Raw genomic sequence first — 26,194 nt, forward strand, 5'->3', positions numbered from 1 at the left:
CGACCCGCCTGCGGCCCGTCCACGGTACGCCCCAACTCCCTCCCGCCGCACGGCGCATCCACCTCCCGGACAGCACACGGGCCCCGCGGCGAGAGCGCCCGGGGCCCGTGATGAGGTAGAGTGTGCGACGTTACGACACCGCTTCTGGCGGCACGTTTCGCGGGTGTAGTTTAGTGGTAGAACATCAGCTTCCCAAGCTGAGAGTGCGAGTTCGATTCTCGTCACCCGCTCCACAGTTGAGGCCCAGGTCAGCGACCTGGGCCTTCGTCGTTTCCAGGCTTCGGTCGCCGGGAAGCCTTTTTGCCAGGCATACAGGTATCCCTGTGTGCTGGTGGGTCCGACGCGTGCACGAGGTGGAGACAGTACGCTGAATCCAGCGGGATCGAGTCCGCCGCACAGTGTCCGGGAGGCATGTGGTGACTGCCGAGATGGTGGCCCCGGCGTGGATGCACGAGCAGATCACGGCGGAGGAATACGAGTCGTGGTCCGAGGAGCAGTGCGCCGGCATCGAGATCGTGGACGGAATGGTCGTCGTGAGCCCTAGCGCGTCCAAGCGGCACAACCGGCTGGCCAGGATCCTGGCGAATGCCCTGGACGCTGCCGCCGGCCCCGACTGGAACGCCGACACGGACTTCGACGTCCGCTTGCAGGACGTCCCGCTCACCAATCGCCGCCCCGACGTCATCGTCTACCGCGCGGACACGATCGACGTCACTCCCACCCGGCCTGAGCATGTCCTGCTGGTGGCCGAAGTGGTGTCGCCGGGCTCCGAGACCACTGACCGGATCGTGAAGGTCGACCAGTACGCCAAGGCCGGCATCGGCTTCTACTGGCGGATCGAGCAGGCCGCGACGGGCACGCCGCTGGTGTATACGTACCTACTCGACCCCGCGACGAGGACCTACCGGGACGGGGACGTGTTCACCGGGGCCGTGAAGGCCGCCGCCCCCTTCGCCGTAGAGATCGACCTCAGCCAGGTCTGAACCGTCCGCACCGCAGGCAGATGGCCTGCTCGGCCTACCACGTAGCTCAAGATGCATCAGTGACCTTCGAGGCGCGATCGGCGCGTGTCGGGAACGTCGAGCCGTCGTGCGCGAGAATGCCCCGCATGGTTGATGGCGGGGATTTCTTAAGCGGGTTCGCTGAGCGTGTCGCGCGCTTTGATCGGGAAGCGGCCCGGCAGCGCGCGGACCGGGCGGAGGACGAGCGGCGGCAGGTCATGGAGGACTTCCCGCTGGCGGGGTGGCCGGAGCTGCCGTTGGAGCGGTATGCGCTTGGGCCCGCGGGTTATGGCGGGCGGCAGTACTCCTTCTGCCGTCTGATGGAGTACGCCACCAACGCGCTGGGCAGCATCCGCGGCGGCAGCGCTGCCAAGCACATCGTGTACCAGCACCGGACAGGTGAATGGCGCATCGTGCCCAGCGCCCTGCGCGGGCTCGGTGTGCGCGACGCCTGGGGGGAAGTCCGCGCCGAGTTCGTGGCCGCCTTCGCGGCGGCGGCCGAGGGTGCGTACGAGCGTATCGACGAGCTGGAGTCGCTCTCGTACGGCCAGGCGCTGACCACCAAGGCCCTGGCGGTCTACTTTCCCGGCGACTTCCTGCCGATCTTCTCCGCCTCGCACGTCCGTCACTTCACCGCGCTTCTGGGCGGCCTGCCACGCCAGTACTCCTCGGGGGTACGCACCTGGCAGGCCAATCGCGAGCTGCTCGAACTCGTGCGGAAGACACCGGAGTTCGATGGGTGGCGGCCGCACGAAGTGATGCAGTACCTGTACGGCTTCCACGATCCGCGGCCGAAGGACCGGCTGGTCTGGAAGATCGCGCCCGGAGAGCGCGCCGGCCTCTGGGACGACTGCCTCACGAACCGTCGTATCCGCGTCGCCTGGGACGAGGTCGGCAGCCTCGGGCAGTACGAGAGCGACCAGGAGCTCAAGGACGCCCTGGACCAGTACTGGCCGCGCGGCGCCGGCGGGAATCTGCGGCTCGCACGGCAGTTGCTCGCCTTCCGCGACCTCGAACCCGGTGATCTGATCGTCGCCAACCGGGGCAAGTCCGAGGTGCTCGCGGTGGGTACCGTCGCCGACGGTTACTCCTACGACTCCGACGCGCAAAAGCACCGGCACACCGTGGGAGTCGACTGGGACACCTCCTACGCCCAGCTCTTCGACTCGCCGCGGCATGCCTGGCAGCAGACCCTCGCCAAGGTGCCCGCCACCCTGTGGCGCGAGATCCGGCAGGGCCGCGAGGCCGCCCTTGCCGGGTCCGTCGAGCCCGCGGCCGTCGGCGCGCAGGGTGATGCCCAGGCCGGCGCCGACGCCGACCTCCCCGATCTCGTACGGCAAGTGCGTGAGCTTCTCGACCACAAAGGGCAGGTCGTACTCCAGGGACCGCCGGGCACCGGCAAGACGCGGCTGGCGCTCAGCGTCGCGCTCGCCATGGCGGGGCGCGCCGACCGGATCGAGGCCGCGCCCGAGGAGCGCGCGACGGCTCTCGCCGAGCTGTCCAAGGTGCCCGAGGGGGCCAAGGCAGCCCGCCTGACGATGGTTACCTTCCATCCGTCCTACGGGTACGAGGACTTCGTCGAGGGGTTCAAGCCGAATACGGCTGCGGACGGCGCCGGCCTCAATCTGACGATGACGGACGGACTGTTCCGGCGTGTGTGCGAGGCGGCCTCGGCGGATCCCGACGGCACCTTTCTGGTCGTCGTGGACGAGATCAACCGCGGTGACCTGCCGCGCGTCCTGGGCGAGTTGATTACCCTGCTGGAGCTGGACAAGCGGGGCTCCGTCTCCGTCACCCTGCCCACCAGTGGCCGCCGGCAGACCGTCCCGCCGAACGTCCGCATCATCGGCACCATGAACTCCGCGGACCGCAGCGTGGGGCACATCGACGCCGCGATCCGCCGCCGGTTCGCGTTCATCGACGTACCACCGGATCTCGACGTACTGGACGGCGAGGTCGAAGGGCTCGGTCTGGCCTCCTTCCTGGAGGGGCTGAACGCCAAACTCGACGTCGCCTTCGGTCCCGACCACCTGCTCGGCCAGGCATATCTGCTCGTCGGCGACCGGCCGCTCGTCACCGTGGAAGAGCTCTCCCGCGCCTTCCACCACGAGATCGTGCCGCTCGTGGCCGACTACTGCCAGGGGCAGCCCGAACTGCTCAGGTCCGTGCTGGGGACACTGGTGAGCCCCGGCACCGGCCGCGTCGTACAGACCAATCCGCAGGACCTGCCGGGAGTACTGGCGGACGAGTTCGTGGCCACCGAGGCCCCGGGCGATGAGCAGACAGGTAATAAGCAGACGGGTGATGAGGCCCGGAGCGACTTGGACTGGGACTAGCCGGATGCCCCGAAACGCCTTCCGGCATCAAGTGATCCTCAAGGAGCACACGTCCGTCACCGTCCCCCGCTCCCAGCTGCGGGGAGACGACCTCGACAAGCTCCGCGCCTCCCGTGTCGTCACCCTCACCGAGGTCCGCGGCGGTTACGCCCTGCGAGCCCGGGCGACCTGCGGAGTGCTCCAGCTCGACCGGATACGCCTGGTCCTTCAACCCAAGTTCCCGATCGAGGGAGAGCGCCTGATCGACTGGCTCTGCTACGCCAACAAGCGGCCCGAGCCCGACGAGGCGCTGCGGAACTGGCCGCTGGGCGGGGACGGTTACGCGGGGCTGGTGCCGGCCGCGCTGCTGCACGAATGCCGCCTGCTGCTCCGGCGCGGGCCTCGCAGGGACTACGTACGCAGACAGCGCGTCGACACCACCCTGCGGGGGCGGCTCGACGTGGAGGCGCAGGCGACCCGGTGTTACGGCGCGGTGGACCGGCTCCACCTCCAGACCTTCGAGTACGAGGACGGCGGCTGGGAGAACCTGGTGTGCGGGGCGGCGCTGACCGTCGCGGCCCGGCGGTCCTCCGATCCCCGGCAGACGCGGCTGCTGCTCGACGCCGCCGCGCAGTTCCCGTCCCCGAGGCGGCCGCGGGACGCGCTGCTCCTCCTGGCACGCGGGCGGTACAACCGCCTCAACAGCCACTACCGTGCGGCGCACGCCTGGGCCCGGGTGCTCCTCGGCGGGGGCGGGGTGGCCGACCTGCTGGACCCGCACGGCTTTGGGGCGAAGTGTCTGCTGCTCGATCTGAACGTCCTGTGGGAGAACGTCGTCAAACGGATGGCCGTCGACGCGGCCGCCGCGCTCGGTGGACGGCTCGCGCGGCGGGAGGAGGGCGCCATCCTGACGTACGGATGCCTCGGTGACCGGACGCCTCCGTCGTTCCGTCCCGACGGGCTGCTGGCCTTTCCGCCGGCGCCCGGGGAGCCCGGCCTGACGCGCTTCCTCACCGTGGACGCGAAGTACAAGGCTTACGCCAAGAAGAACGTCCTCTCGGACGACCGCCACCAGCTCCTCACCTACATCGCCGGGTACACCACCGCGGACGCGCCACTCGCCCTGGTGGTCTACCCCGCGCCGGGCGGCGCCTCCCCGCGTGAGCTGGTCGTCCAAGGGCCTCGCGGTGTTCTGGGGGTCATCGGGGTGCTCGGGCTCGACACCCGTCTGGGTCCGGAGAAGGCCGCCGGGCCGTTACGGGAGGCGATCGCCGGGTTCGCCGGTTCTGCCGGTTCTGGCGGCTCGGTGTAGCCGTTCGTCGTTGGGCGTTCCGGCTGGGTGGAGGCGTGGGTCAACCAGTGGCCCTGTACGGCGTCTCTTTAGGCTGACAGGTGGGGATTTGGGGCATGGCTCGTCGAGATAGCCGCGTGCGTTTGCCGATGATCGGCACCTTCCGGACTTCTTGAGGAAGGTGCGTGTCCGTCATGGTCCATCGCGTGTCCGACGTGGAATTGCCACCGCTCTACTGCCCGCTGGAATCCGCCGTTCATCCGCATGTCCGACGCATTGAGCGGCGTGCCGTGGAGTGGATCCGGGCGAGTGGCATGTGTGCCACCGAGCGGGAAGAGGCATGGGTCATCGCCACGCACAGCGCCGACTTCTTCGCGCGGTTCGCCCCGGACGCCGAGGACGACGACCGGCTGCTGGCGGCGGCCCTGTGGGTGTACTGGGGGTTCGCCTTCGACGACGCCCGCTGTGACTCAGGGCCGCTGAGCGGTCGGCCCGCGCAGTTCAACGCGCTGGCCGGTCAGGTGCAGCGGGCCTGCGAGGCGCCCTCGGCCGTGGGGCAGGATCCGTACATCGGCGCGCTGCGGGACATCGTCGGGCGGTTCCGTTCCTTCGCGCCGCCCACTCAAGTGCGGCGCTTCGCGCGGGGGCACCAAGCGTGGCTGGCGGGGGTCGCCTGGCAGGTCGGCAACCAGGCCGCCGGGCATATGCCGGGGCTCGACGACTTTCTCGCGATGCGGCTGCTGTCGTCCGGGGGCGAGCCGACGTACGCCCTGCTGGAGTTGGCGACCGGGGCCGAGGTGCCCGACCGCGAGATGCACCGGCCGGCCGTGCGGGCGCTGACGGAGATGGCGATCCTCGTCGCCGCGCTCGACAACGACCGGCACTCCTTGGTGAAGGAGCTCAGCCGCAACCAGGCCGACCAGAACCTCTACACGGTGCTGATGGCGGAGCGTTCCATGCCGTTGCGGGAGGCCGTGGAGGCCGCCAACGGGCTGCGGGACCGGGTGCTGCGGCGCTTCCTCGACCTGCACGACCAGGTCCGGCCGACGGCCGGCGCCGATCTCCGGTCGTATCTGCGAGGACTGCGGTACGGGATCCGCGGCAACAACGAGTGGGGGATGCGTGTGCCCCGTTATCTGAGCCTCGGGCACTGGCCGGACGACATGGAGTTCAGCGAACTGGCGTACGCGTCCGAGCCGTCCGACACGCGGTCGGGGCCGATCGAAGGGGCGCCGAGCGTCGCGTGGTGGTGGGATGCCGGGCTCTCCTGAGCAGAGCCGGTCAGCCGGTCGTCCTCACTGACCGCGCGCCATCGACGTCGTCGTCAGCCTCGCGCCGCCAGGTCCAGCGTCCACCAAGGGCCGCCCCCTCCGGGCTCCGCACCGACACCTACGTGCGTGAAGCCGCAGGTCAGCAGGGATTCGCGGTGTGCGGAGCTGTCCACCCATGCCCTCACCGCGGCCTCCGGGGTGTCCTGCCCGGCCGCGATGTTCTCCGCGGTGCTCCGGGCTCGGTACCCGGCGGCCCGTACGCGCTCGGCGGGGGTGCTGGAGCCCGCCCCCGTGTGGGTGAGGCGGCCTTGGCGGGCCATGTGCGCGCTGTGGGCCTCCGCGGCTCGGGTGAGCGCGGCGTTCAGGCGGACGGGCGGGCAGTCGGCGTCGGCGCGGGACTGGTTGACGGCGGCGACCATCCGGTGGGCCGTTCCCTTGGGGCGTGAGTCGGCCGTCCTCGAAGGTGGCGAGGACGCCTGCTGCCAGCCGCCGGGCGTCGGCGCCGGCCACGGCGGCACCCGGTACGGGATGGGCGGCGCCGGTACGGGCGGTGGGCCGGCCCACGCCGCGAACGCGCCGCCGCCCAGCAGCGCCAGGGAGAGCAGGACACCCCCCGTCACACTCCCCATCGCACCCCCCGTCGCACCCCGCATCGCCGCGGCCTCGTGCCGCGCGCGCACCGCCGCCCGGAGCGCCGAAAAAACCCGCCACCAAATTCCGGTCATACGCTTTAGCCTCCCGCTTCCCGCTTCTCCCTTTCGTAATCGGCGCTCACCGTACCGACAATTCGGCCGCCGCCTGACACAGCCGTAACACCCTGCACGTATTCATGCGCTTTTAGGCTGGTGTACCCGCGGGTTCGTTCGGGGGAATACGGCATTTACAGTTTTCCTGTGAGCGGTTGGCATCGATAGGCTGCAATGAGTTCCTTTTCCCTGCATTCACTGCAGGCTTCCCGGAGGTTTTCATGTTCTCTTCGTTTCTTCGCTCCGCGGCCGTGATGTCGCTGGCAGCGCTGGCTCTGACGGCGGGCGCGAGCGCGAGCACGGCGAGCGCCGCCCCCGCGCCGGCCAATGCAACGGCCCCGGCCCCGACCGTCGGCCACCTCGGCCACCCCGACCCTGACTTCCACCACCACCACCACCCGCCGCTGAACTTCGGGCCGTTCCAGGTCCCGAGCAACGGCTCCGTCTCCGGCGGCTTCGCATGGAACGCGCGGTAAGGACACGAGGAAACGTGCACGAATAGGGGGCCGCCCTGGCGGCCCCCTATTCGTACGCCACCGGCGACGCTCAACGCTTCAACGTCGCCGCACTCGCCACCAGCACCAAAATCACACACGCCAGGATCAGCAACGCGTCCCGCACGAACACACCCGTGATCCCGGCGTGATCGGCGGCCTCCCCCGCGGCCTGGACCGCGTACGTCATCGGCATCATCTTCGCGATGCCGGCCAGAGCGCCCTGCATGTCCTCGCGGGGCACGAACAGGCCGCACACCAGGAATTGCGGCAGCACACCCGCCGGCAGGAACTGCACCGCCTGGAACTCGTTGCGGGCGAATGCGCTCACCAGCAGGCCGAGCGCCAGTCCCAGCAGGGCGCCCAGCATGGCGATGACCATCAGCAAGTACGCGGGCCCCTTGATGTCGAGGCCGAGCGGCCCGACGGCCAGCAGCGTGGACAGCACCGCTTGCAGCAGGGCCAGGAAGGTGAAGGCGAGGCTGTAGCCGAGGACGATGTCGAGGCGTCGTACGGGCATCGTCAGGAGCCGCTCGGCGGTGCCGGTGGTGCGTTCCCGCAGAGTGGACACCGACGCGACCAAGTACATGACGATGACCGGGAAGATGCCGAAGACCTGCGGGCCGACGCGCTCGAACGTCGGCTCGGAGGTGTGGAACATCAGCTTCAGCAGCACCATCAGCATGCAGGGGATGCCGAGGACCAGGGCGGTGCTGCCCCGGTCACGGGAGACCTGCTGGAGCACCCGTACCGCCGTCGCGCCGGTGATGGTGGGCGAGAACGGCAGCCGTTCGGCCAGACCGGCGACGCTCACCGCAGGGATTCCATGGCGAAGAAGGACCCCTCGGCGGCCGGTGCGGTGGGCTGGTCGAACAGGGCGGGCAGCATCGTCTGTGCCGCGGGCCGCTGCCGGGCCCGTGCCTCGGCCACCGCGGCGGCCTCCACCAAGAACATGAACGCCTCTTCCACATCCGCGCAGGCCGTGTACCGCAGCAGGGTGTCCCGGTCCGTGCTGGCCAGCAGCCGGCCCGAACGCATCAGCAGGAGCCGGTCGCAGCGGTCGGCCTCGTCCATGACGTGGCTGGAGACCAGCAGCGTGGTTCCCTCGTCGGCCAGCCGTTGGAAGACCAGCCACAGCTCGCGGCGGACCATCGGGTCGAGGCCCACCGTGGGCTCGTCCATCACCAGCAGGTCCGGCCTGTTCAGCAGCGCGACCGCCAGCGACACCCGCGAGTACTGGCCGCCCGACAGGCGGGTGACCTGCTTGTCCGCGTACGAGGCCAGGTCGACCTCCTTGACCACGCGGACCACGGAGTCCTCCCGCCGCCAGCCCCGCATGCCGAGGGCGGCGGCGAAGTAGCGCAGGTTCTCCAGCACCGTCAGGTCCGCGTACACCGACGGGGCCTGTGTGACGTAGCCGACGCGCGTACGCAACTGCGCGGCGCCCGCCCGGTGTCCGAGGACCTGGACGTGCCCCTCGGTCGGCTGCTGTACGCCGACGACGGAGCGCAGCAGCGTGGTCTTGCCGCAGCCGCTGGGGCCGAGGACGCCGACGATGCAGCCGCGCGGCACGTTGAAGGAGAGGTTCTGCAGGACTCCGCTGCCGCCACGGACCACGTGCAGTCCGTAGACGGCCACCGCCGGCAGGTCGTCCGGAAGTGCCGCACTGGGCTCGGTCCGCTGCTCGGTCCGCTGCACGACTCCCCTGATTTTCCGTACGAATGTCCCGCCTCGGGCGGATACGAGCGTCCCGCCTCGGGCGGTTGGGGTACGGCCGGGCGGACATCGCGCGCGGCCACCGCCCAGACAAACGGCCCAGGTCGGTCGAAGTCACGCATCTGGCGCACACGAAACAAAAACGCCACCTCCAGGGCGTGCCCGCTCCACGACTTCCGCCCTCCGCCGATCTCCACACTCCCGGCGCATCACCGACCTCAGTACTTCCGGCGCACCACCGGCCTCAGAAATCCCGGCCCACCACCTACCTCAGAACTCCCGGCTCACCATCCCCCGCGCGATGTCCCGCAGTTGCTGGTACGCCTCCGGCGTCGGCTGCGCGCACGACAGGGAACGCAGCGCGGTGTTCACCTGGTGGTGCGCCTCCTCCTCGGCGGCCTGGCGGCCACCGGCCTCCTCCACCAACCGGGCCACCAGAGCGATGTCCTGCTCCTGGAACGGGGCCGGGGAGCCGTACAGGGCCTTCAGCCGCCGCGACGCGTCACCACCGCCCGCCAGCGCGGCCACCACCGGCAGGGACTTCTTGCGGGCCGCCAGATCCGCCCCGACGGGCTTGCCGCTGCGGGCGGTTCGGCCCCAGATGCCCAGTACGTCGTCCGCGCACTGGAACGCGACTCCGAGCCGCCGCCCGAAGTCCCGCAACCCACTGACCTGTTGGGCGTCCGCACCGGCCAGCACACCACCCAGCGCGCACGCGCATCCCATCAGCGCGCCCGTCTTGCCCTCGGCCATCGCCAGATACTGCGCCACGGACACCTCGCGTGCGCTTTCGAACGCGACGTCGTGGCTCTGTCCCTCGACGAGGTCGAGCAGCGTGCCCACGAGTTCCCTGAGCGCCGCCGCACCGCCCGTGGGCACGTCGGCCACCATCCGCAGCGCCGCCGCCAGCAGCGCGTCCCCCGTGAGGACGGCGGCCGGGGTGCCGAACACCGACCAGGCGGCGGGCCGGTACCGGCGCAGCGCGTCACCGTCGATGACGTCGTCGTGCAGCAACGTGAAGTCATGGACGAGTTCCACCGCCACCGCGCCCGGGACCGCGTCGTCGGGGGCGCCGCCGACCGCGACCGCGCAGAGCATGGCCAGCCGCGGCCGCACCGACTTGCCGCCGCCGCGCACCGCCGCCCCGCTCGGGCTGCCGTCGGCCTCGCACCAGCCGCGGTGGTACCCCGCCACCCGCGCCTCGGCCGCGGGCAGGGCGGCCACGGCCGCCTGTAGGGCAGGGGACAGCAGGCCGTCGATCCAGTGCCGCTGCGAGGACGCGCCGACGGGCGCCGAGTCGGCGATCTGCAACATGCACTGCTCCTCACGACGGCGCGACGAAACCGCGGCATCTGCGGGCCCCGGGCCCGGGGTCCACACCCCGTACTCCGGCCGCCGCCATCGCAATCCAATCGCTTGCACCGAGCCCGGAAAAGCCACGGCACGCGTCCGCCTCAGAGATCACCGAGGCGGCCCAGCCCTATTACGGTGCGCCCAGCCGACAATCACATTCCCCCGCGGCCCGCCGACCGCGGCGCGGAGCGTTCCATGGGCGGGGTCCGTCGAGGCGTCGGACGGTCCGTACAGCGGCAGGGCGGCAGCGGGACGTGAGCCGCGCGGCAGCGGGACGTGAGGGGGGAGGGCGAGACTCATGGATGTCAGCAGGTCAGGCGCGCGGTCGGTCAGGACCGGGCCGTCTCGCGCCTTCAGTTACGAGCCTTACCTCACGGGGGAATTCCCATGCGTACGTTCCGCAGCCACACCCGCGCCCGCACCACCGTTCTCGCCGCGGCCGGCGCCGCCGCGCTCGCCCTGTCCCTCACCGCCTGCGGCGGAGACGGCATGGGGGTGAAGTCGGGCGGGCCGGCCGGATCGGCCGGCTCCGATGGCTCCGTTTCCGTCTCCAATTCCTCGGCCAAGCCTTCGGCGTACGCCGGATCATCCGGGCCGTCGGGGTCGTCCGGGGCCTCGGAGCCGTCCAAGTCCGGTGGCTCCAGCTCCGGTTCGGGCTCCGCCGCGCCCGCCTGCACCACCAAGGACGTCTCCGTCAGCGCCGCCCGCCACAACGGCCCGCCCTACACCCACACCGTCCTGACCGCGAAGAACACCTCGGGTCACGCCTGCAGGATGACCGGCCACCCGGAGATCCAGTTCCTGGAGAGCCACCGCGAGAGCGTGCCGCCGGTCGCCAAGAGCAAGCCCGCCGCGCCCATCGTGCTGAAGGCGGGCGCACCTGCGTACGCCCTGGTGAAGCTGTCGGACGGTGGCGCTCACGAGGAGAGCGAGGTCGTCACCGACTTCTCCGTCACGTTGCAGGGCGGCGGCGGCACGACCGCCGTCCACGCCCCGGGCGAGGGCGGCATCGCCGTGGATCCGGCGAAGTGGGCGACGGGCTACTGGACGTACGAACTGCGCGACGGCGCCGACGACTTCTGATCCCGAAGCACCTGCTCTCAACTCGGTCCGAGCGCCGCCGAACCGCTCTCCCCGCCCCAGATGGCCGGCGCCTATCTCTCCGCCGTCTGCGCGCCGCTGACTCCGGCGGCGAGGCGGGCGAGCCCGGATGCCGCCTCCGTACCCTCCGCCGCACCGAACACGTGCACCACCAGGCCCGTCTCACCGGGTGCCGCCGGTACGTGAAGGGACTCGAAGTCCAGAGTGAGTACGCCGGTCACGGGGTGCCGCAGGCGTTTGCTGCCCGCGGCGCACATCACCACCTCGCCGCTGTCCCAGATGCGGCGGAACTCGGCGCTGCGCGACGTCAGTTCAGCGATCAGTGAGGCCAGATCCGCGTCGTCCGGGTGGCGTCCGGCGGCCACCCGCAGCTGGCCCACGGCTTCCGCCGCACGGTCGGGCCAATCCGGGTGTACGTCCCGGGAGGCGGGGTCCAGGAAGAGGTACCGGGCGTTGTTGCGGTCGCGGCGGGGTGCCGGGTCGGCCAGGCCGCCGAGCAGCTCGGCGCCGAGGTCGTTCCACGCCACGACGTCGAGACGGTGGTCCGTCGCGAACGCTGGGAAACCGTCGGCCACGGCGTCCAGGATCCGCCGCAGCAACGGGCTGACCCGTGCCTTCGGCGCCGGGCCGCGCTCGTTCCCGGCCAGGGTGGCGAGGTGTGTGCGTTCCGCCGTGTCCAGGGCGAGCGCCCGGGCGAGGGCGTCGAGGACTTCGGAGGACGGCTGGGTGGCGCGGCCCTGTTCGAGACGTACGTAGTAGTCGACGCTGATGCCCGCCAGCTGGGCCAGCTCCTCGCGGCGCAGGCCGCGCACTCTGCGCCGGGGGCCGCCGGGGAGACCGACGTGCTCCGGTGCGACGCGCGCCCGGCGGGCGCGGAGGAAGCCGCCGAGGTCCCGACCGGTGTCGCCGCTGCCACCGCCGTCACCGCTGCCGCCGCTGCTGTCCATGTGCTCAAGTATGGGTCCGCGCTCCCCTCAGGGCGGAGTGAGGGTGGTCCTGGGGGTACCAGGACTGCTGTTCCGCCGTTGAACAGGGTGCTGGCCGGCCGGGCACGCCCGGGAGAGCGTGGCGTCATGAACGCGAAGAAGGTCCTCGTCGTCAGCGCCCACCCCGAACCCCGGTCCCTCAACGCCGCCTTGACCGATTTCGCCGTCGATCACCTGCGTGCCGCCGGTCACGAGGTGCGGGTGTCCGACCTCTACGCCATGAAGTGGAAGGCGACGGTCGACGCCGACGACTTTCCGGACGACGCGTACGAGGGCGGGGCCGCCGAGCCTCGTCTGCATGTGATGGCCGCCTCGCAGGAGGCCACGCTCGCGGGGCGGCTGACGCCGGACGTCGCGGCGGAGCAGGAGAAGCTGCGCTGGTCGGACGCGGTGGTGCTGCAGTTCCCGCTCTGGTGGTTCTCCGTGCCGGCGATCCTGAAGGGCTGGATCGACCGGGTGTTCACCGCCGGGTTCGCGTACGGCCCCACCGTTCTCCCGCCCTACAGCGAGGGGACTCTCGCCGGGCGGCGGGCGCTGGTGTCGGTGACGGTCGGGGCCCGGGAGACGTCGTTCTCGGACCGGGGCATCCACGGGGAACTGTCGGACGTACTCCATCCGCTCCAGCACGGCCTGCTCTGGTTCACCGGCGTGGCGCCGCTCCCGCCGTTCGCGGTGTACGGCGCCAACGGCCTGTCCGAGGAGCGGTTCGCGACGGCTCGGCGGGAGTACGCGGCACGGCTCGACGGGCTCTTCACGGACGCGCCCCTTCCCTTCCGCACCCTCGTCGGTGGCGACTACGACCGCGACATGCGGCTGCTACCGGGCGTGGAGGGGCCGGGCGTCAGCGGTTTGGGGCTGCACAGCCGGCACACGCTCTAATCCCCGGAGCTGCTGCCGCCGCCGCGACGGCTCTTCTTGGTGGCCGAAGCGGCCAACTCCGCCGCCACCGTCGTGACCTTGGCCACGCCATGGACCCAGCGCGGGCCGCCCCGCGCCGCCCACACGACGGCGCATAGGCCCGCCGCCGCGATCAGTACCCCCACGCTGAGCAGCAACACCATCATCGACATCCCCACCCCACCCGGCCCGGACCTTCGCAGAACCGTTCGTACGGGCCCCGATCATCTCAGACCTGTGGGCAGAGCTTTACAGTTCCGCGCCCGGCCGCTTCCCGGGGAAGCCGTGGGTCCGGGCGGCGAGGACCGCGAGCAGGGCCGGGATGAGGAGGAGCAGGATCGTCCAGGGGAAGGACGAGGTGCCGGAGAGGCCGAGGAGTACGCCGCCGAAGATGCCGCCGCCCGCCATGGCGAGGTTCCACAGGGTGACGAGCATGGCCTGGGCGGCGTCCGCGGCGTCGCCCCCCGCGTCGGCCGCGGCGGTCTGGAGCAGGGTGGGGGCGCCGCCCCAGCCGAGGCCCCACAGCGTCACGGCGGCGTATACGAGCGCCGGGGTGTCGGAGAACACCGCCAGCACGGCCGCCGCCACACCCACCAGGAGCACCGCGGCGAGCGTGAGCGCGCGCAGCCTGCGGTGGATCAGGGCGCCGACGATCCAGATGCTGACCAGCGAGGCGGCGCCGAAGACGAGAAGTACGACATCGGTGGAGCCGCCCATTCCGAGTCCGTCGAGGAACGTGGCGATGTAGGTGTAGAGGACCGTGTGTGCGAGTACGAAGACCAGGGTGACGGAGAGGACCGGCGTCACGCCCGGTACGCGCAGCGTCCGCAGGATCGGCGGCGTCGCGCCGCGCGGCTGACCGGGGAAGTCGGGGACGAGCGCGGCGATCCAGGCCAGCAGGCCCACCGTGAGGCCGGTCATGACCAGGAACGCCACCTGCCAGCTGAGCGCCTTGCCGAGGAACGTGCCGGCCGGTACGCCGAGCGAGAGCGCCACGGGGATGCCCGCCATGGCGATGGCGATCGCCTTGCCCTGGAGATGGACGGGCGCCATGCGGCGGGCGTACCCGGCGAGCAGCGCCCAGGCGAGGCCCGCGGCTACGCCCGCTACGAAGCGTGCGGCCATCGTGAGGGTGTAGTTGCCCGAGAGCGCCGTGACCGTGTTGGCGGCGGCGAAGCCCGCCATCGCCATCAGGAGCAGCCGCTTGCGGCGCCAGCCCGCGGTGGCCGCGGTCAGCGGTATCGCGGTGAGCGCGGTGCCGAGGGCGTAGACGGTGACGGTCTGTCCCGCCGCGGACTCACTGACGCCCAGGTCGGCGCTCATGGCGGGCAGCAGGCCCGCGGGCAGCGTCTCGGTCAGGCTGGTGATGAAGACGGCGGTGGCCAGGGCGAGGAGGGCGGCGAGGGGGAGTTTTTGGGGGCTGGGGTCGGGGCTGGGGTGGGGCGGGCGACGCACTGCTGCGGTGGACATTTCGGTTAGGGCCTTTCGGTGTGAGCGCGTTGGGTGTCTGTTGCCAGGTGGAGCGCCGTGCGGGCCGTTTCGTCGGTGGAGGCGCGACAACGGAGCAGTCGCGCGAGGGAGTTGACCACCGGGTCGGCTGTCGCGCCGGTGAGGACCACGGAGCCGCCGTCCCGGAGGAGTCCGAGCAGGGCGGGCGGGGGTGGCGCGGGGAGGTCTGCCTCTCCGTGTATGAAGAGGAGGTCGATCCCGCCCAGTTGTGCCGCGATGGCGGGGGCCAGGGTCTTGGCCTGTGCGTCGGCCCGCGTCGGGTTTGTCGGGTCCGTCGGGCCCGTCGGGTCCGTCGGGTCCGTCGGGTCCGTCGGGTCGCAGCGGATTATGTGGGCCCCGGGGCCCACCTCCGCGGCCGCTTCCGCCAGGTCCGCCGTGGGGCCGCCGGTCAGCAGGACCTCGGCGCCTCCCTCGACCAGGCGCTTGGCGATGGCCAGGCCGAGGCCGGTCGCGCCGCCGATGACTACGGCTTTGCGGCCCGTGTACTTGGGCATGTGTGCCTCCCCTTTTGCCGTGCCGTGTGGTGGGTGCGGTGCGGTGCGGTTGTGTTCTGGTGGGGACGACTCTGTCCATGGGGGCTTCGGGGGTGCTGATGGTTCGCTGATGGGCTCGCTGATGGCACCGACTCGGTTTCGGGGGGTGTGTACGGTGATCCACATGCGGTTCGGGGTGCTCGGTCCACTTGCGGTGTGGGACGGCGAGGGGGAGCTGGTAAAAGTTCCCGAGGCGAAGGTCAGGGCGCTGCTCGCCGATCTTCTGGTGTACGAGGGGCGGCCGGTCTCCGCCGACCGGCTCATCGACGACCTGTGGGGCGACGAGCCTCCGGGCAACCCCGCCAACGCCTTGCAGTCCAAGGTCTCCCAGCTGCGCCGGGCCATCGGCCGTGACCGCGTGGTGCGTCAGGCGCCCGGTTACCGGTTGCGGGTGGACGCGGGGGCGGGGGACGAGGTGGATGCGTTCCGCTTCCTGGATCTGGTGGGCGGGGCGCGCCGTGAGGACGATCCAGGTGTGCGGGCCGAACTTCTGACCTCGGCGCTTCAGTTGTGGCGGGGGCCCGCGTACGCCGATTTCGCCGATGAGGCTTTCGTACGGGGGGCCGCGCGGCGGCTGGGTGAGCAGCGGCTTGCCGTGCTGGAGGAGCAGGCGGAGGCGCGGCTCGCCTCGGGGGACCGTACGTTGCTGACCGGGGAGTTGGCGGACCTGGTGGCTCGGCATCCTCTGCGGGAGCGGCTACGGGGGGTGCAGATGCGGGCCCTGTATCTGGCGGGGCGGCAGAGTGAGGCGCTGGCGTCCTACGCGGGGCTGCGGGAGCGGCTGGCCCGGGAGTTGGGGGTGGATCCTGGGCCTGAGCTGAGTGCGCTGCACGAGGCGATTCTTCGGCAGGACACTGTGCTGGACGGGGTTGCTCCCTGGTCCGCCGCCTCGCGGCGGGTATCTCCCACCCACCCACCCGTCTCGTCGCAGCCGACGCCTGGACGTAGGAGCGAGGACCTGGCCCCCGGGCCCGATGCCGCCTCACCGCGGCCGTCCCCGCGACGTACGCACCAGGACCCGGAGCCGGGGCCTGCCGCCGGCTCGCCGCAGCCGACACCACGACCTGACGCCCAGGGCCCGACGCCCGGGGCGGCCGCCGACTCGCCCCAGTCGACACCGGGACCTGCGAGCCAGGACCCGGCCGCTGGGCCGAGCGCCGTCTCGCCGCAGTCGTCTTCGCGGACCGGGAGCGACGGGAGCGGGAGCGACGGGAGCGGGAGCGACGGGAGCGGGCTGCCCCGTACCAACCTCCCCGCCCCGCTCACCCCCCTCATCGGGCGTGAGCATGCCGTTGGTGAGGTTCGGGGGCTGCTGGGTGGCGCGCGGCTTGTGACGCTCACCGGGTCCGGTGGCGTTGGGAAGACACGGCTTGCGGTCGAGGCTGCGGCGGGGATGGAGGCGGAGGCGGACTACGGTGTGTGGCTCGTCGAGTTCGCGGGGCAGCACGGTGACAGTGACGTCGCCGATCTCGCGCAGGCCGTTGCCGGGGCGCTTGGTCTTCGTGACGACGTGCCCTCGGGGCTGCCCGGGCCCGGGTCTGGATCCGGGCCCGGTTCCGCCACCGGTTCCGCCACCGGTTCCGTTGAGCGCCTCGCCGCCGCCCTGCGGGAACACCGCACGCTCCTCGTCCTCGACAACTGTGAGCAGGTCGTCGAGCAGGCCGCCGCGCTTGCCGATGCGCTGCTGCGGGCCGCGCCCGGGCTCCGGGTCCTCGCCACCAGCCAGGAACCGCTCGGCCTCACGGGTGAGGCGGTGTTCCTCGTGGAGCCTCTGGACGCGGACGACGCCGTCGGTCTGTTCGCCGCCCGTGCCGCCGCCTCGGCCCCCGGCTTCACGCTCGCCGACCCCGGTGACGCGGAGGCCGTCGCCGAGATCTGCCGTCGGCTCGACGGGATTCCACTTGCTCTCGAACTCGCCGCTACGCGCGTCCGTACGCTCGGCGTGAAGGAGTTGGCGGCACGGCTCGGCGACCGTTTCCGGCTGCTCACTTCGGGGCAGCGTGGCGCGCCGGCCCGTCAGCAGACTCTGCGCGCGGTGATCGACTGGAGCTGGGAGCTGCTCAGCGCCCCCGAACGCATCGTGCTGCGACGCCTCGCCGTGCACCGTGACGGCTGCACCCTGGAGGCGGCGGAGGCGGTGTGTGCGGGTGACGGTGTGGCCCGCGAGGACGTTCTTGACCTGCTTACGCGCCTCGTGGACCGGTCTCTGGTGGTGGTGGCGGCGATGGCGCCGGGGCGGGTGGGAGCGGGGGCGGGGGCGGGGGCGGCGACGCGTTATCGGCTTCTGGAGTCCGTGGCCGCGTATGCCGTGGAGCGGTTGCTTGAGATGGAGGACCTCACCGGCGTACGCGAACGCCATCTGCGCCACTATCTGGCGCTGGCCGAGCGGGCCGAGCCGCGTCTGCGTGACGGCGGCCAGCGGGTGTGGCTCGGCCGGCTGGATGCGGAGGCGGCGAATCTGCGGGCGGCGCTGGAGGAGGCGGTACGTGGGGACTCACCTCGGGAGGCGGTGCGGCTCGCTGGTGCGCTGGCCTGGTGGTGGTTGCTTCGGGGCCGCCTTACGGAGGCACTTCGTTCACTCTCTGCGGTTCTTGGCCTGGGGTCTGGTTCGGAGTGCTTGGGGTCGGCGGAGTGGGGGGAACTTCGGGTTCTTCGGGTGCTTCGGGGAGCTTTTGGGTTGCTGACTGGGGAGGTGGTTGAGCGCGCGGTTCCTCGCGGCCGTGGAGGGGTGATCGGGCCGGTCCGTAGCTGCGGGTGCGACGTGGCTGAGCGCGCCGTTCCCCGCGCCCCCGGCGAGGCGCTCGGGTCGGCCCCCACCTGCGGGTACGACGTGGCTGAGCGCGCCGTTCCCCGCGCCCCTGACAGGGCGACCGGGCCAGCCCCCACCTGCGGGTGCGCCGTGGCTGAGCGCGCCGTTCCCCGCGCCCCCGGCCGAGTTGCCCCCGGCGGGGTTGTCCCTGACGCCGTCGTCAGCCCTGACGGCCGTCTCGGTGCCGGTGGCGCGGTTCACCACCTCTGGCTCTACGCCTACGGACTCTTCAGCGCCGGGCACCAGGAGGAGAGCGAGCGCGTCAATACGCGGGTGATCGCGCTTGCCGGCGCCGCCGGGGACCAGTGGAGCACCGCCGCCGCGCTCGGGCTGCGGGCCATGCACGCGTTGATCCGCGGGGATCTCGACGCGGTCGGCCGCGACGGGGCGCGTGGTGCCGAACTCTTTGCCGGGTTGGGTGACCGGTGGGGCGAGTTGCAGGCCATCACGCCGCTCGCCGTGCTCGCCGAGATCCGGGGCGAGTACGCGGAGGCCGCGCGCCGCCAGGACGAGGGGCTCCGTATCGCCCGGGAGCTGGGCCTGGAGGCGGAGGTCGCCGCGCGGCTCTCCGGGCTCGGCCGGCTCGCCCTGCTCACCCGGGACTGGGAGCGGGCCCGTGAGCTGCATGAGGAGGCCCGGCGGCTCGCCGCCGCCCAGGGGTACCGCTATGGGGAGATCCACGCCGAGATGGGCCTCGCCCTCGGAGCGCGCCGCTCCGGAGACCTGGCCGCCGCCGAGTCATATCTGCTCCGCATCCGCGACCGCCACGCCGACGTGTCCTCCCCGGCGGGCGACCATCTGCTCCACGCGGAGCTGGGCTTCCTCGCCGAGCTCCGCGGCGACGGCGCCCGCGCCGAGTCCGAGCACCTGCGCGGTCTGGAGATAGCCCGCGGCCTCGCCGAGCCTCGCGCCCTCGCGCTCTCCCTGGAGGGCCTGGCGGGCGCGGCCGCCCTCCCCGGGGACCCGGCCGGAGCCGAGCGCGCGGCCCTGCTGCTGGGTACGGCGGACGCGGCCCGCCGCAGCGTGGGGGCCCCGCTGCCGGCCGCCGAGCGCGGTGACGTCGACCGGATCGCGGCCTCGGCGAAGGCCGCCCTGGGCGACGCCGCCTTCGCCGAGGCATTCGAGCGGGGGACGAAGCTGCCGCCCCTTCACGAATTCCACGAACTCCGCTGACTCCCCGGCGCGGGGTGAAAATCTGCGGGGAGACAGAGCCCCGCGCTTCAGGACTTCGGCGACGTCCCCACCGCCGCCTCCGCGTCCACCACCCCCAGTCCCAGCTTCACCACCTTCTCCGGATTCCTCGCACTGTCCCGGACCGCGCTCATGATCTGGTCGGGGTCGCGGCCCTGCTGATGCAGCAGCGCCGCGACCGCGGAGACGTACGGCGCGGCCATGGACGTACCCGAGAGATCGCCGTAACCGGAGTCGTTCCTCAGCGTCTCCTTCGTCTTGTACGTCGGCAGAGTGGAGCGGATGTCCACGCCCGGCGCCGACACCGCCTGCTGCGCCCCGAAGTTGGAGAAGCTCGCGGGCTTGCCGTTCCGGTCGCTCGCCCCGACGACCAGGACCGGGGTCTGAACCTTGTACGGCTGCAGGGCCGTGCCGTCGTTGCCCGCGGCGGCGACCACGACCGCGCCCTTGCCGTGGGCGGTCTCGATGGCCTTGTTGAGGATGCCGCCCTTCAGCAGGCGAGCCATCAGGCCGGTTTCGCCGAGGGAGAGGTTGATGACGTCGGCGCCGTGCTGGGCGGCCCAGATGATGCCCTGGGTGATGTGCGCGTCGCTGCCGCTGCCGTCCGCGCCGAGGACCCGTACCGGCATGATCTTCGCGCCGGGCGCGCCACCCGCGATGCCGATGCCGTTGTCGGTGTGGGCGGCGGCGATGCCGGAGACGTGGGTGCCGTGGCCGTTCATGTCCTTGGGCTCGTCGTCGCCGTCGACGAAGTCGTGCCCGGCGACCAGGCGGCCCTTCAGGTCGGGATGGTCCAGGTCTGCTCCGGTGTCGACGACCGCGATGACCGTGTCGTCACCCTTCGCCTTCTCCCAGGCGTCCGGCAGCTTCAGCGCGTCGAGCGCCCACTGCTGGTCGCGCATCGGGTCGGGCTTGCTGTCGTCGCCGTTGCCGTCGCCGTCCCCGCACCCGGTGACGGTGGCCGCCGTGACGCAGAGCGCCGCTACGAGCAACCACCCGTACGCACCCCTCCGATATGCCCGCTTCATCATGGATTTCCGCCCTCCTGTGTCCCTCGACCCTCAGGGGACCCAGAAAAACGCGCCACAGAGAGTGAGCCATATGGGGGAGATTTCGGGAGGTCTCCCGGTTAGGGTGAGCCGATCCCGTGACTCATCCGGGGCACGGGGTATGGGGATTGATCCATAGAGCGGGGGGCCTGACATGGCACTGTTCGGAAACGCGCACACCGTCGATCCGGCGAAGGCACAGAACGACTACGCGCGGCTGCTCGGCCATGGCGAGCAGGTGCACGCCGCGTACCTGCTGATACGCGACACCATGCTGTTCACCGACCGTCGGCTCATCATGGTCGACAAGCAGGGCATCACCGGCAAGAAGGTCGAGTACCACTCGGTGCCGTACCGCAGCATCACGCACTTCGCCGTGGAGACCGCCGGGCACTTCGACCTCGACGCCGAGCTGAAGATCTGGATCTCCGGCAACCCGACGCCGCTCCAGAAGACGTTCACCAAGGGCGTCGACATCTACGAGGTGCAGGCGATCCTCACGCAGTTCGTGGCGCGCTAGCCACGCCGCCCGCATCCGTATCCGCCTTCCGCCTCCATGGCGCACCCTTCGGCCGGGGTCGGATAGACCTTCGGCCGATGGGCGCCGGATGCCGGCCCGCCAGGCTGGTGGCCCGACACCACGGGAGGCGCAGTGCGTAACGAAGTACATAGCGGAGTACGTAGCGGAGCGATCAGCAGGGGCCGGTTCATCGCGGCGGCGGGGGCCGTGGCCGCCGGTGGCGCGCTGTCCGCCACCATGGGACGGGCGGAGGCGACGGAGAACCACCGCAGCCAACTCAGCCAGCTCAGCCACCTCGCCCACCCCGGTGACCGCAGCCGCCCCGGCCTCACCCACCGAGGCGTCTGCTACGAGGTCGGGGCCGGCGAGTCCCCCGCCACCCGCTGGACGGCCGCCCGTGTGCGCGCCGACCTGCGGGCCATCCGCCAGGACCTGCACGCCAACTCGGTCTCCGTCTTCGGCGACGGCGTCGAACGCCTCGCCGCCACCGCCTCCGAGGCCGCCGAACGCGGCCTGCACGTCTGGCTCCAGCCGCGCCTGGGCGACGTACCGGAGCGCGACATCCTCGACCACCTCGCGGAGACCGGCCGCCACGCGGAGCGCATGCGCCGCCAGGGCGCGCGCGTGTATCTGAGCGTGGGGTGCGAGTTCCTGCTGTACGTTCCCGGGATCGTGCCCGGCGCCAACGCCCTGGAGCGCGTCGACAACATCCTCAAGGGGAACTTCGACCCCCAGAAGATGGCGCGCAAGCTACGCGAGTTCATCGCGCGGGCGGCGCGGACCGGCCGTTCCGTCTTCCACGGCCCGCTCACCTACGGCGCCGCGCAGGACGACGACGTCGACTGGTCCCTCTTCGACATCGTCAGCGTCAACTACTACGCGTACCACCGCGACCGCGCCGCGTACGTCAAGGAGCTGACGCCGTACGGCCGTTGGGGCAAGCCGGTGGCGATCACCGAGTGCGGCTCATGCACGTACGAGGGCGCGCCCGAGCGCGGCGGCATGGGCTGGCACGACGTCGTCGACTACACCAAGGAGCCCGAGGAGATCATCGGCGACCTCAAGCGCAGTGAGGGCACGCAGGCGGCGTACCTCATGGACGTCTTCGGCGCCTTCGAGTCCATGAACCTCCACGCCGCCCTCGTCTACAGCTTCGTCTCGCCCGACGCCCCGCACCATCCCACCGATCCGCTGTACGACATCGACATGGCGAGCTACAGCATCACCAAGACGGTCAGGGACCGCCACGACGACCCGGACTCCCGCTGGCACTGGGAACCGAAGGAGTCCTTCCACGCGCTGGCCCGCCACTTCGAACGGGCCGCGCGGCGCTGACCGTACTTGGCCCGCCGGCACCTTCCCCCGCCGTCGCGCATGTGTTTGCCTAGGGGCCGTTTCGGCCGAGTGGGGCGGGAGTTGCCGTATGCGGAAGCTGTGGGGGACGAACACAGGGATGGGCGCGTGGGCGCTCGCTGCTGTGCTGCTGCTCGGGGCGTGCGGTGACCCCGGGTCCGGGAGCGGGACCTCGGCCGCCGCCGACGACGACGTACCGAAGGTCCCCGGCAGCGCCGCGCGCCCCGACCCGCCCGCAGCCGCGCCCGACTCCCCCACCTCACCTGGCTCCCCCCGCTCCCCCGACCCCACCTCCACCACCCGGCAGCGGATCGCGGAAAAGTCCCGGGCAAAGGCCCCAAAGGTGCTCTATCTCGGGGACTCTCTCGCCATGGAGAACCAGGACGTCCTCGGCGCCCACCTCAAGGACGTCCTCGGCGCCCGCTACCGCAGCGCGCCCTACTCGGGCACCACCCTCTGCGACTACCTCGACGGCACCGGCAAGGACTCCCTCGTCCCGGACAAGGACAAGGCGGCCGCGCTGGTGCGGGCCGAGCGGCCGGATTACGTGGTGCTCCAGTTCTGGGGGAACGCCTGGGGCTATACGCCGTGCATGGACGGCATCACGTACGACAAGGCACGCGAGAAGTACTTCGAGCGGTACGCCGCCGACGCGCGTGCGTTGACCGGCCGGATCAACTCCGCCGCCGGGGCGGACCGGCCCCGCATCGTCTGGGTGCTCCAGGGCCCCGACGCCATCACGCCCGACCGCGTCCGCCGCGTCAACGGCATCTACGAGGCGCAGGCCCGCGCCTCCGGCGGCCTCGTCGCCGACGCGGGCAAGGCGGTCGCCCCGGCGTCGGACCGCTACACGTGGGTCGAGAAGCTGCCGTGCACGGCGTACGAGACGAAGAACGCGGCGTACTGCACCGAGCCGGGACGGGGTCGCACAGCTCTGCACCTCGGCGGCGACTACCTGCACTTCTGCCTGGCGCCGACCACGGCCAAGTCGCGCCCGTGCCCGGTGCGTTCGCCGGGCATCCGGCGGATGGCGGACGCGATCACCCGGGCCGTGGCCGGCGACGCCGAGGATCTCCCCGTCACCCGTTCGGAGTAGGCCCGGTCGCCGTGCCCGGGAGACCCGTCACACGCTGTGAGTCCTGACAGTGAGAGATGGGGTGGCCATGAGCAGCGCTACCGGTACCGCGCACGGCAAGCCGGACCACGGGGGCGAGCACGGGGGCGAGCACAGGGGCGGGAAGGACGTGTGGACCACCGGCGGCACCATGTTCGCCGGTGTCCTGATGCTGGTGAACGGTCTCCTCGGCGTGTTCGCGGGGATCGCGGGCATCGCCAAGGACGACGTGTACGAACGTATCGGCGACTACGTCTACAAGTTCAACCTCACCACGTGGGGCTGGATCCACCTGGTGCTCGGCATCGTCATCGCCGTGACCGGCTGGGGCATCCTCATGGGCGCGAGCTGGGCCAAGGCGGCGGGCGTCGCGCTGGCGGCGCTCGGCGTCGTGGCGCAGTTCCTGTGGCTGCCGTACACGCCGGTGTGGGCGTTCATCTCGATCGCCCTCGGCGTCTTCGTCATCTGGGCACTGTGCACGGACCGCCCGGACAGCGCGGGCCCCTGAGGCGCCCCGACAGGCCGGCCCCTCGTCAGAACTCCGCGGGCCCGCCATTCGCGGCGACCGTGTCGGCAACCGCCCGGATGAACGCCTCCGAGCGAGGACTCGTACCGGCGGTCCGGTGGATGAGCGCCACCTCCGCCGCCGGAACGTCCCGCAGGGGTACGAAGGTGACATCAGGCCGGGCGTAGTACCGCTCCACCGAGGCGATCACCGGGGAGATGCCCCGGCCCGTGGCGATCAGCGTCATCAGTTCCTGGAAGGTCGCTACGGCCTGGCCACGGCGGATCTCCCGGCCGCTCGGCGTACGGGGCGGCACGTGGAAGTCCCACCAGTACGCGGGCGCGCTGTTGACGACGCCGAAGAACGTCTCGCCCGCCATCTCCTCCAGGGAGACCGATGTACGCCCGGCGAGCGGGTGGCCGAGCGGCATGGCCAGGAGGCGGGGTTCGTTGATGACGACCGGGCCGACCGTCAGGTCGGGCTCCTCCACCGGCAGGCAGGTGAAGAGCAGGTCGATGTCACCGCCGCGCAGCGCGCCCAGCGGATCCTGGAACTGCGTCTCCCGCATGGTCACCTCGCAGCCGGGGCAGCGCTCGCGGAACGTCGCCAGGATCGCCGCCGTCAGGGAGCCGGCGCCCGAGCCGAGGAAGCCGACGTGCAGCTCGCCCTCGACGCCCCGCGCCGCGTCCCTGGCGCGCGCCACGGCGGCCTCCAGCTGCGCGTGCAACGGCGCCACGTCCTCGTACAGCTGCCGCCCCAGCGGTGACATGCGCACCACCCGGCTGGTGCGCTCGAAGAGCGGGGCGCCGATCTTGCGCTCCAGCTTCTTCAGCGTCTGGCTGACCCGGGCCTGCGACAGCAGGAGCCGCTCGGCGGTGCGGCCGAAATGCAGCTCCTCGGCCAGCGTCAGGAAGGTCTCCAGCTCTTGCCGCTCCATGCGATTCCCCCTGTAGCCGTATAGCCGTGCAGCCCTTAGCCCTGTAGCGCCTATAGCGCCTGTGACCTGCATCGATAAGCGGAGCGCGCAGATCGTTTCATGGATCGCCATTGATGGGCCATCGAGTTCGGTGGATCTTTGAGGAGTCGGTTCGGCGAGACGCCGGACCTGCCCTTCCCCACCAACTCCCTGGAGCGTCCGATGATTTCGCGTGCCCGAATCTCTGTTGTCGCCACCGCCGCCGCGCTCGCCCTGAGCGCCGGGGTCGCCCTCACCGGCGCCCACGCCTCGTCCCCGGCCGACCGGGCCTCGGACGCTCGGGCCTCCGACGCCGGGTGGAGCGCCGCCTGGGCCACCTCCCCGCAGCGGCCCAGCACGGGCTTCAAGCCCAACTGGTCGGAGGCCGGCTTCGACGGCCAGACCCTGCGCCAGGTCGTCCGCGTCACCGAGGGCGGCACCAGAGCCCGCATCCGGCTCTCCAACGCGTACGGCGCCTCGCCCCTGCGCATAGAGAGCGCCACCGTCGCGCGTACGAAGAAGGGGGCGGCCGTCGAGAAGGGTTCGGTGCGGCGGCTCTCCTTCGGCGGCAAGCGTTCCGTGACCATCCCGGCCCACTCTCAACTGACCAGTGACGCGGCCGGACTGGGACTCGACCCCTTCGAGTCCGTGACCGTCACACTCCACCTCTCGGGCACGACCGGCCCCGCCACCTTCCACGCCCAGTCCTTCGCCACCAGCTACCGCGCGGACGGAGACCACACCGCCGACCCGGGCGGCAAGGCCTTCGGCGAGTCGACGGAGTCCTGGTACTACCTCCCGGCGTGGACGTGAGCGGCCCGGAGCGCGCCCAGCGGGACGGCGTCGTCCTCTTCGGCGACTCCATCACCGACGGCTTCGCCTCCTCCACCGACCGGGACCGCCGCTGGTCCGACGCCCTCGCCGAACGCCTCGCCAAGGCGGGCGACCAGCGGCCCGTTCTCAACTCCGGCATCGGCGGCAACATGGTCCTCAACGACTCGGCCTGGTACGGGGAGAAGGGCACCGGCCGGTTCGCGCGGGACGCCCTGGACCTGCCCGGCGTGGGCACGGTCGTCGTCCTCGAAGGCGTCAACGACATCGGCTTCAGCGAGACCGACAAGCCCACCTACAAGCCCGCCCCGACCGTCTCCGCCCGCCAACTCATCGACGGCCACCGCGAACTGATCCGCGAGGCCCGCGCCAAGGGCCTGAAGGTCGTCGGCGCGACGCTGCTCCCGCTCGGCGGCTCCGACCACTACGGGCCGCGTGCGGCGGCCGTGAGCGACGAGTTCAACACGTGGGTGCGTACGTCCGGCGAGTACGACGCGTACGTCGACTTCGACAAGGCCCTCGCCGACCCGGCCGACCCGGAGCGGATCGCCCCGCGGTACGACAGCGGCGACCACCTGCACCCGAACGACGCCGGTTACCGGGCCATGGCCCGCGCGGTCGACCTGGACCGGCTGTGAGTACCGCCGTCGGGGC

22 protein-coding genes, 1 tRNA gene and 1 pseudogene are annotated in these 26,194 nt (G+C 71.5%); 14 read left to right on the forward strand and 10 right to left on the reverse strand.

What is annotated here, in order from left to right; translation table 11 throughout:
• Positions 1-159: 159 nt before the first annotated feature.
• From ACWDZ7_RS33535 to ACWDZ7_RS33555, 5 genes are all read left to right on the forward strand, one after another.
• A tRNA-Gly gene (locus tag ACWDZ7_RS33535) sits at positions 160-233 on the forward strand.
• A 183-nt stretch (positions 234-416) separates the two neighbouring features.
• Positions 417-983 (forward strand): Uma2 family endonuclease, encoded by a 567-nt coding sequence (locus tag ACWDZ7_RS33540; protein ID WP_451802257.1) that lies wholly within the window; start codon positions 417-419, stop codon positions 981-983.
• Between the two features lie 125 nt (positions 984-1,108).
• On the forward strand, positions 1,109-3,337 hold the full coding sequence (locus tag ACWDZ7_RS33545) for an McrB family protein (RefSeq protein ID WP_451802258.1): 2,229 nt from the start codon (positions 1,109-1,111) through the stop codon (positions 3,335-3,337).
• 4 nt (positions 3,338-3,341) lie between these two features.
• A complete protein-coding gene (locus ACWDZ7_RS33550) occupies positions 3,342-4,628 on the forward strand; it encodes a 5-methylcytosine restriction system specificity protein McrC (RefSeq protein ID WP_451802259.1) in 1,287 nt (428 codons plus the stop codon).
• A gap of 173 nt (positions 4,629-4,801) precedes the next feature.
• Positions 4,802-5,878, forward strand: coding sequence for a terpene synthase family protein (locus ACWDZ7_RS33555; protein ID WP_451802260.1), 1,077 nt, complete (start codon positions 4,802-4,804; stop codon positions 5,876-5,878).
• Between the two features lie 53 nt (positions 5,879-5,931).
• On the opposite strand, the gene ACWDZ7_RS33560 is transcribed toward ACWDZ7_RS33555, so the two are convergent.
• Entirely contained in the window at positions 5,932-6,507 is a 576-nt protein-coding gene (locus tag ACWDZ7_RS33560) for a CAP domain-containing protein (RefSeq protein ID WP_451802262.1), read from the reverse strand.
• Between the two features lie 338 nt (positions 6,508-6,845).
• Here ACWDZ7_RS33560 and ACWDZ7_RS33565 point away from each other — a divergent pair, with 338 nt between their 5' ends.
• Positions 6,846-7,100: a hypothetical protein gene (locus ACWDZ7_RS33565; protein ID WP_451802263.1), complete on the forward strand. Its 255-nt coding sequence runs from the start codon at positions 6,846-6,848 to the stop codon at positions 7,098-7,100.
• A gap of 70 nt (positions 7,101-7,170) precedes the next feature.
• Here the strand turns inward: ACWDZ7_RS33565 and ACWDZ7_RS33570 are convergent, their stop codons facing one another.
• The 3 genes from ACWDZ7_RS33570 to ACWDZ7_RS33580 all read right to left on the reverse strand — a co-directional run bounded on the left by ACWDZ7_RS33570 (position 7,171) and on the right by ACWDZ7_RS33580 (position 10,148).
• Positions 7,171-7,932: an ABC transporter permease gene (locus tag ACWDZ7_RS33570; RefSeq protein WP_451802264.1), complete on the reverse strand. Its 762-nt coding sequence runs from the start codon at positions 7,930-7,932 to the stop codon at positions 7,171-7,173.
• On the reverse strand, positions 7,929-8,816 hold the full coding sequence (locus ACWDZ7_RS33575) for an ABC transporter ATP-binding protein (protein WP_451802265.1): 888 nt from the start codon (positions 8,814-8,816) through the stop codon (positions 7,929-7,931). The genes ACWDZ7_RS33570 and ACWDZ7_RS33575 overlap by 4 nt, the downstream gene beginning before the upstream one ends.
• 288 nt (positions 8,817-9,104) lie before the next feature.
• Positions 9,105-10,148, reverse strand: a complete 1,044-nt coding sequence (locus ACWDZ7_RS33580) for a polyprenyl synthetase family protein (protein WP_451802267.1) — start codon at positions 10,146-10,148, stop codon at positions 9,105-9,107.
• A 426-nt stretch (positions 10,149-10,574) separates the two neighbouring features.
• Here ACWDZ7_RS33580 and ACWDZ7_RS33585 point away from each other — a divergent pair, with 426 nt between their 5' ends.
• On the forward strand, positions 10,575-11,270 hold the full coding sequence (locus tag ACWDZ7_RS33585) for a DUF4232 domain-containing protein (protein WP_451802268.1): 696 nt from the start codon (positions 10,575-10,577) through the stop codon (positions 11,268-11,270).
• 71 nt (positions 11,271-11,341) lie between these two features.
• Here the strand turns inward: ACWDZ7_RS33585 and ACWDZ7_RS33590 are convergent, their stop codons facing one another.
• Positions 11,342-12,235: an MmyB family transcriptional regulator gene (locus tag ACWDZ7_RS33590; RefSeq protein WP_451802270.1), complete on the reverse strand. Its 894-nt coding sequence runs from the start codon at positions 12,233-12,235 to the stop codon at positions 11,342-11,344.
• A gap of 126 nt (positions 12,236-12,361) precedes the next feature.
• Between ACWDZ7_RS33590 and ACWDZ7_RS33595 the strand changes: the two genes are divergently transcribed.
• Positions 12,362-13,153: an NAD(P)H-dependent oxidoreductase gene (locus ACWDZ7_RS33595; protein ID WP_451802272.1), complete on the forward strand. Its 792-nt coding sequence runs from the start codon at positions 12,362-12,364 to the stop codon at positions 13,151-13,153.
• Here ACWDZ7_RS33595 and ACWDZ7_RS33600 read toward each other — a convergent pair.
• The 3 genes from ACWDZ7_RS33600 to ACWDZ7_RS33610 all read right to left on the reverse strand — a co-directional run bounded on the left by ACWDZ7_RS33600 (position 13,150) and on the right by ACWDZ7_RS33610 (position 15,174).
• Positions 13,150-13,344, reverse strand: a complete 195-nt coding sequence (locus ACWDZ7_RS33600) for a hypothetical protein (protein ID WP_451802273.1) — start codon at positions 13,342-13,344, stop codon at positions 13,150-13,152. The genes ACWDZ7_RS33595 and ACWDZ7_RS33600 overlap by 4 nt on opposite strands.
• A gap of 76 nt (positions 13,345-13,420) precedes the next feature.
• Positions 13,421-14,641 (reverse strand): MFS transporter, encoded by a 1,221-nt coding sequence (locus ACWDZ7_RS33605; protein ID WP_451802275.1) that lies wholly within the window; start codon positions 14,639-14,641, stop codon positions 13,421-13,423.
• A gap of 5 nt (positions 14,642-14,646) precedes the next feature.
• Positions 14,647-15,174 carry an SDR family NAD(P)-dependent oxidoreductase gene (locus ACWDZ7_RS33610; RefSeq protein ID WP_451802277.1) on the reverse strand — a complete coding sequence of 176 codons (528 nt, stop codon included), beginning with the start codon at positions 15,172-15,174 and terminating at the stop codon, positions 14,647-14,649.
• 163 nt (positions 15,175-15,337) lie between these two features.
• On the opposite strand from ACWDZ7_RS33610, the gene ACWDZ7_RS33615 reads away from it, so the two are divergent.
• Complete coding sequence (locus ACWDZ7_RS33615; protein WP_451802278.1) at positions 15,338-19,195, forward strand: AfsR/SARP family transcriptional regulator; 3,858 nt, start codon at positions 15,338-15,340, stop codon at positions 19,193-19,195.
• Between the two features lie 47 nt (positions 19,196-19,242).
• On the opposite strand, the gene ACWDZ7_RS33620 is transcribed toward ACWDZ7_RS33615, so the two are convergent.
• Complete coding sequence (locus ACWDZ7_RS33620; protein WP_451802280.1) at positions 19,243-20,244, reverse strand: S8 family serine peptidase; 1,002 nt, start codon at positions 20,242-20,244, stop codon at positions 19,243-19,245.
• Positions 20,245-20,416: 172 nt separating this feature from the next.
• Between ACWDZ7_RS33620 and ACWDZ7_RS33625 the strand changes: the two genes are divergently transcribed.
• The 4 genes from ACWDZ7_RS33625 to ACWDZ7_RS33640 all read left to right on the forward strand — a co-directional run bounded on the left by ACWDZ7_RS33625 (position 20,417) and on the right by ACWDZ7_RS33640 (position 23,757).
• Complete coding sequence (locus tag ACWDZ7_RS33625) at positions 20,417-20,782, forward strand: PH domain-containing protein (protein WP_451517121.1); 366 nt, start codon at positions 20,417-20,419, stop codon at positions 20,780-20,782.
• Between the two features lie 132 nt (positions 20,783-20,914).
• Entirely contained in the window at positions 20,915-22,117 is a 1,203-nt protein-coding gene (locus ACWDZ7_RS33630) for an abortive phage infection protein (protein ID WP_451802281.1), read from the forward strand.
• 88 nt (positions 22,118-22,205) lie between these two features.
• Complete coding sequence (locus tag ACWDZ7_RS33635) at positions 22,206-23,231, forward strand: SGNH/GDSL hydrolase family protein (protein ID WP_451802282.1); 1,026 nt, start codon at positions 22,206-22,208, stop codon at positions 23,229-23,231.
• 67 nt (positions 23,232-23,298) lie between these two features.
• Complete coding sequence (locus tag ACWDZ7_RS33640; protein WP_451802283.1) at positions 23,299-23,757, forward strand: DUF7144 family membrane protein; 459 nt, start codon at positions 23,299-23,301, stop codon at positions 23,755-23,757.
• Between the two features lie 25 nt (positions 23,758-23,782).
• Here the strand turns inward: ACWDZ7_RS33640 and ACWDZ7_RS33645 are convergent, their stop codons facing one another.
• Entirely contained in the window at positions 23,783-24,691 is a 909-nt protein-coding gene (locus ACWDZ7_RS33645; protein WP_451802285.1) for a LysR family transcriptional regulator, read from the reverse strand.
• Between the two features lie 201 nt (positions 24,692-24,892).
• On the opposite strand from ACWDZ7_RS33645, the pseudogene ACWDZ7_RS33650 reads away from it, so the two are divergent.
• A pseudogene (locus tag ACWDZ7_RS33650) lies at positions 24,893-26,178 on the forward strand (SGNH/GDSL hydrolase family protein).
• Positions 26,179-26,194: the final 16 nt, after the last annotated feature.

This window comes from Streptomyces sp. NPDC003032, from assembly GCF_053591415.1.

Bases quoted from the DNA above. Each gene is read 5' to 3' on its own strand.
- ACWDZ7_RS33545 (WP_451802258.1), top strand. From the start codon at position 1,109: ATGGTTGATGGCGGGGATTTCTTAAGCGGGTTCGCTGAGCGTGTCGCG.
- ACWDZ7_RS33550 (WP_451802259.1), top strand. From the start codon at position 3,342: ATGCCCCGAAACGCCTTCCGGCATCAAGTGATCCTCAAGGAGCACACG.
- ACWDZ7_RS33555 (WP_451802260.1), top strand. From the start codon at position 4,802: ATGGTCCATCGCGTGTCCGACGTGGAATTGCCACCGCTCTACTGCCCG.
- ACWDZ7_RS33560 (WP_451802262.1), bottom strand. From the start codon at position 6,507: ATGGGGAGTGTGACGGGGGGTGTCCTGCTCTCCCTGGCGCTGCTGGGC.
- ACWDZ7_RS33565 (WP_451802263.1), top strand. From the start codon at position 6,846: ATGTTCTCTTCGTTTCTTCGCTCCGCGGCCGTGATGTCGCTGGCAGCG.
- ACWDZ7_RS33580 (WP_451802267.1), bottom strand. From the start codon at position 10,148: ATGTTGCAGATCGCCGACTCGGCGCCCGTCGGCGCGTCCTCGCAGCGG.
- ACWDZ7_RS33585 (WP_451802268.1), top strand. From the start codon at position 10,575: ATGCGTACGTTCCGCAGCCACACCCGCGCCCGCACCACCGTTCTCGCC.
- ACWDZ7_RS33590 (WP_451802270.1), bottom strand. From the start codon at position 12,235: ATGGACAGCAGCGGCGGCAGCGGTGACGGCGGTGGCAGCGGCGACACC.
- ACWDZ7_RS33595 (WP_451802272.1), top strand. From the start codon at position 12,362: ATGAACGCGAAGAAGGTCCTCGTCGTCAGCGCCCACCCCGAACCCCGG.
- ACWDZ7_RS33600 (WP_451802273.1), bottom strand. From the start codon at position 13,344: ATGTCGATGATGGTGTTGCTGCTCAGCGTGGGGGTACTGATCGCGGCG.
- ACWDZ7_RS33605 (WP_451802275.1), bottom strand. From the start codon at position 14,641: ATGTCCACCGCAGCAGTGCGTCGCCCGCCCCACCCCAGCCCCGACCCC.
- ACWDZ7_RS33610 (WP_451802277.1), bottom strand. From the start codon at position 15,174: ATGCCCAAGTACACGGGCCGCAAAGCCGTAGTCATCGGCGGCGCGACC.
- ACWDZ7_RS33615 (WP_451802278.1), top strand. From the start codon at position 15,338: ATGCGGTTCGGGGTGCTCGGTCCACTTGCGGTGTGGGACGGCGAGGGG.
- ACWDZ7_RS33620 (WP_451802280.1), bottom strand. From the start codon at position 20,244: ATGATGAAGCGGGCATATCGGAGGGGTGCGTACGGGTGGTTGCTCGTA.
- ACWDZ7_RS33625 (WP_451517121.1), top strand. From the start codon at position 20,417: ATGGCACTGTTCGGAAACGCGCACACCGTCGATCCGGCGAAGGCACAG.
- ACWDZ7_RS33635 (WP_451802282.1), top strand. From the start codon at position 22,206: ATGCGGAAGCTGTGGGGGACGAACACAGGGATGGGCGCGTGGGCGCTC.
- ACWDZ7_RS33640 (WP_451802283.1), top strand. From the start codon at position 23,299: ATGAGCAGCGCTACCGGTACCGCGCACGGCAAGCCGGACCACGGGGGC.
- ACWDZ7_RS33645 (WP_451802285.1), bottom strand. From the start codon at position 24,691: ATGGAGCGGCAAGAGCTGGAGACCTTCCTGACGCTGGCCGAGGAGCTG.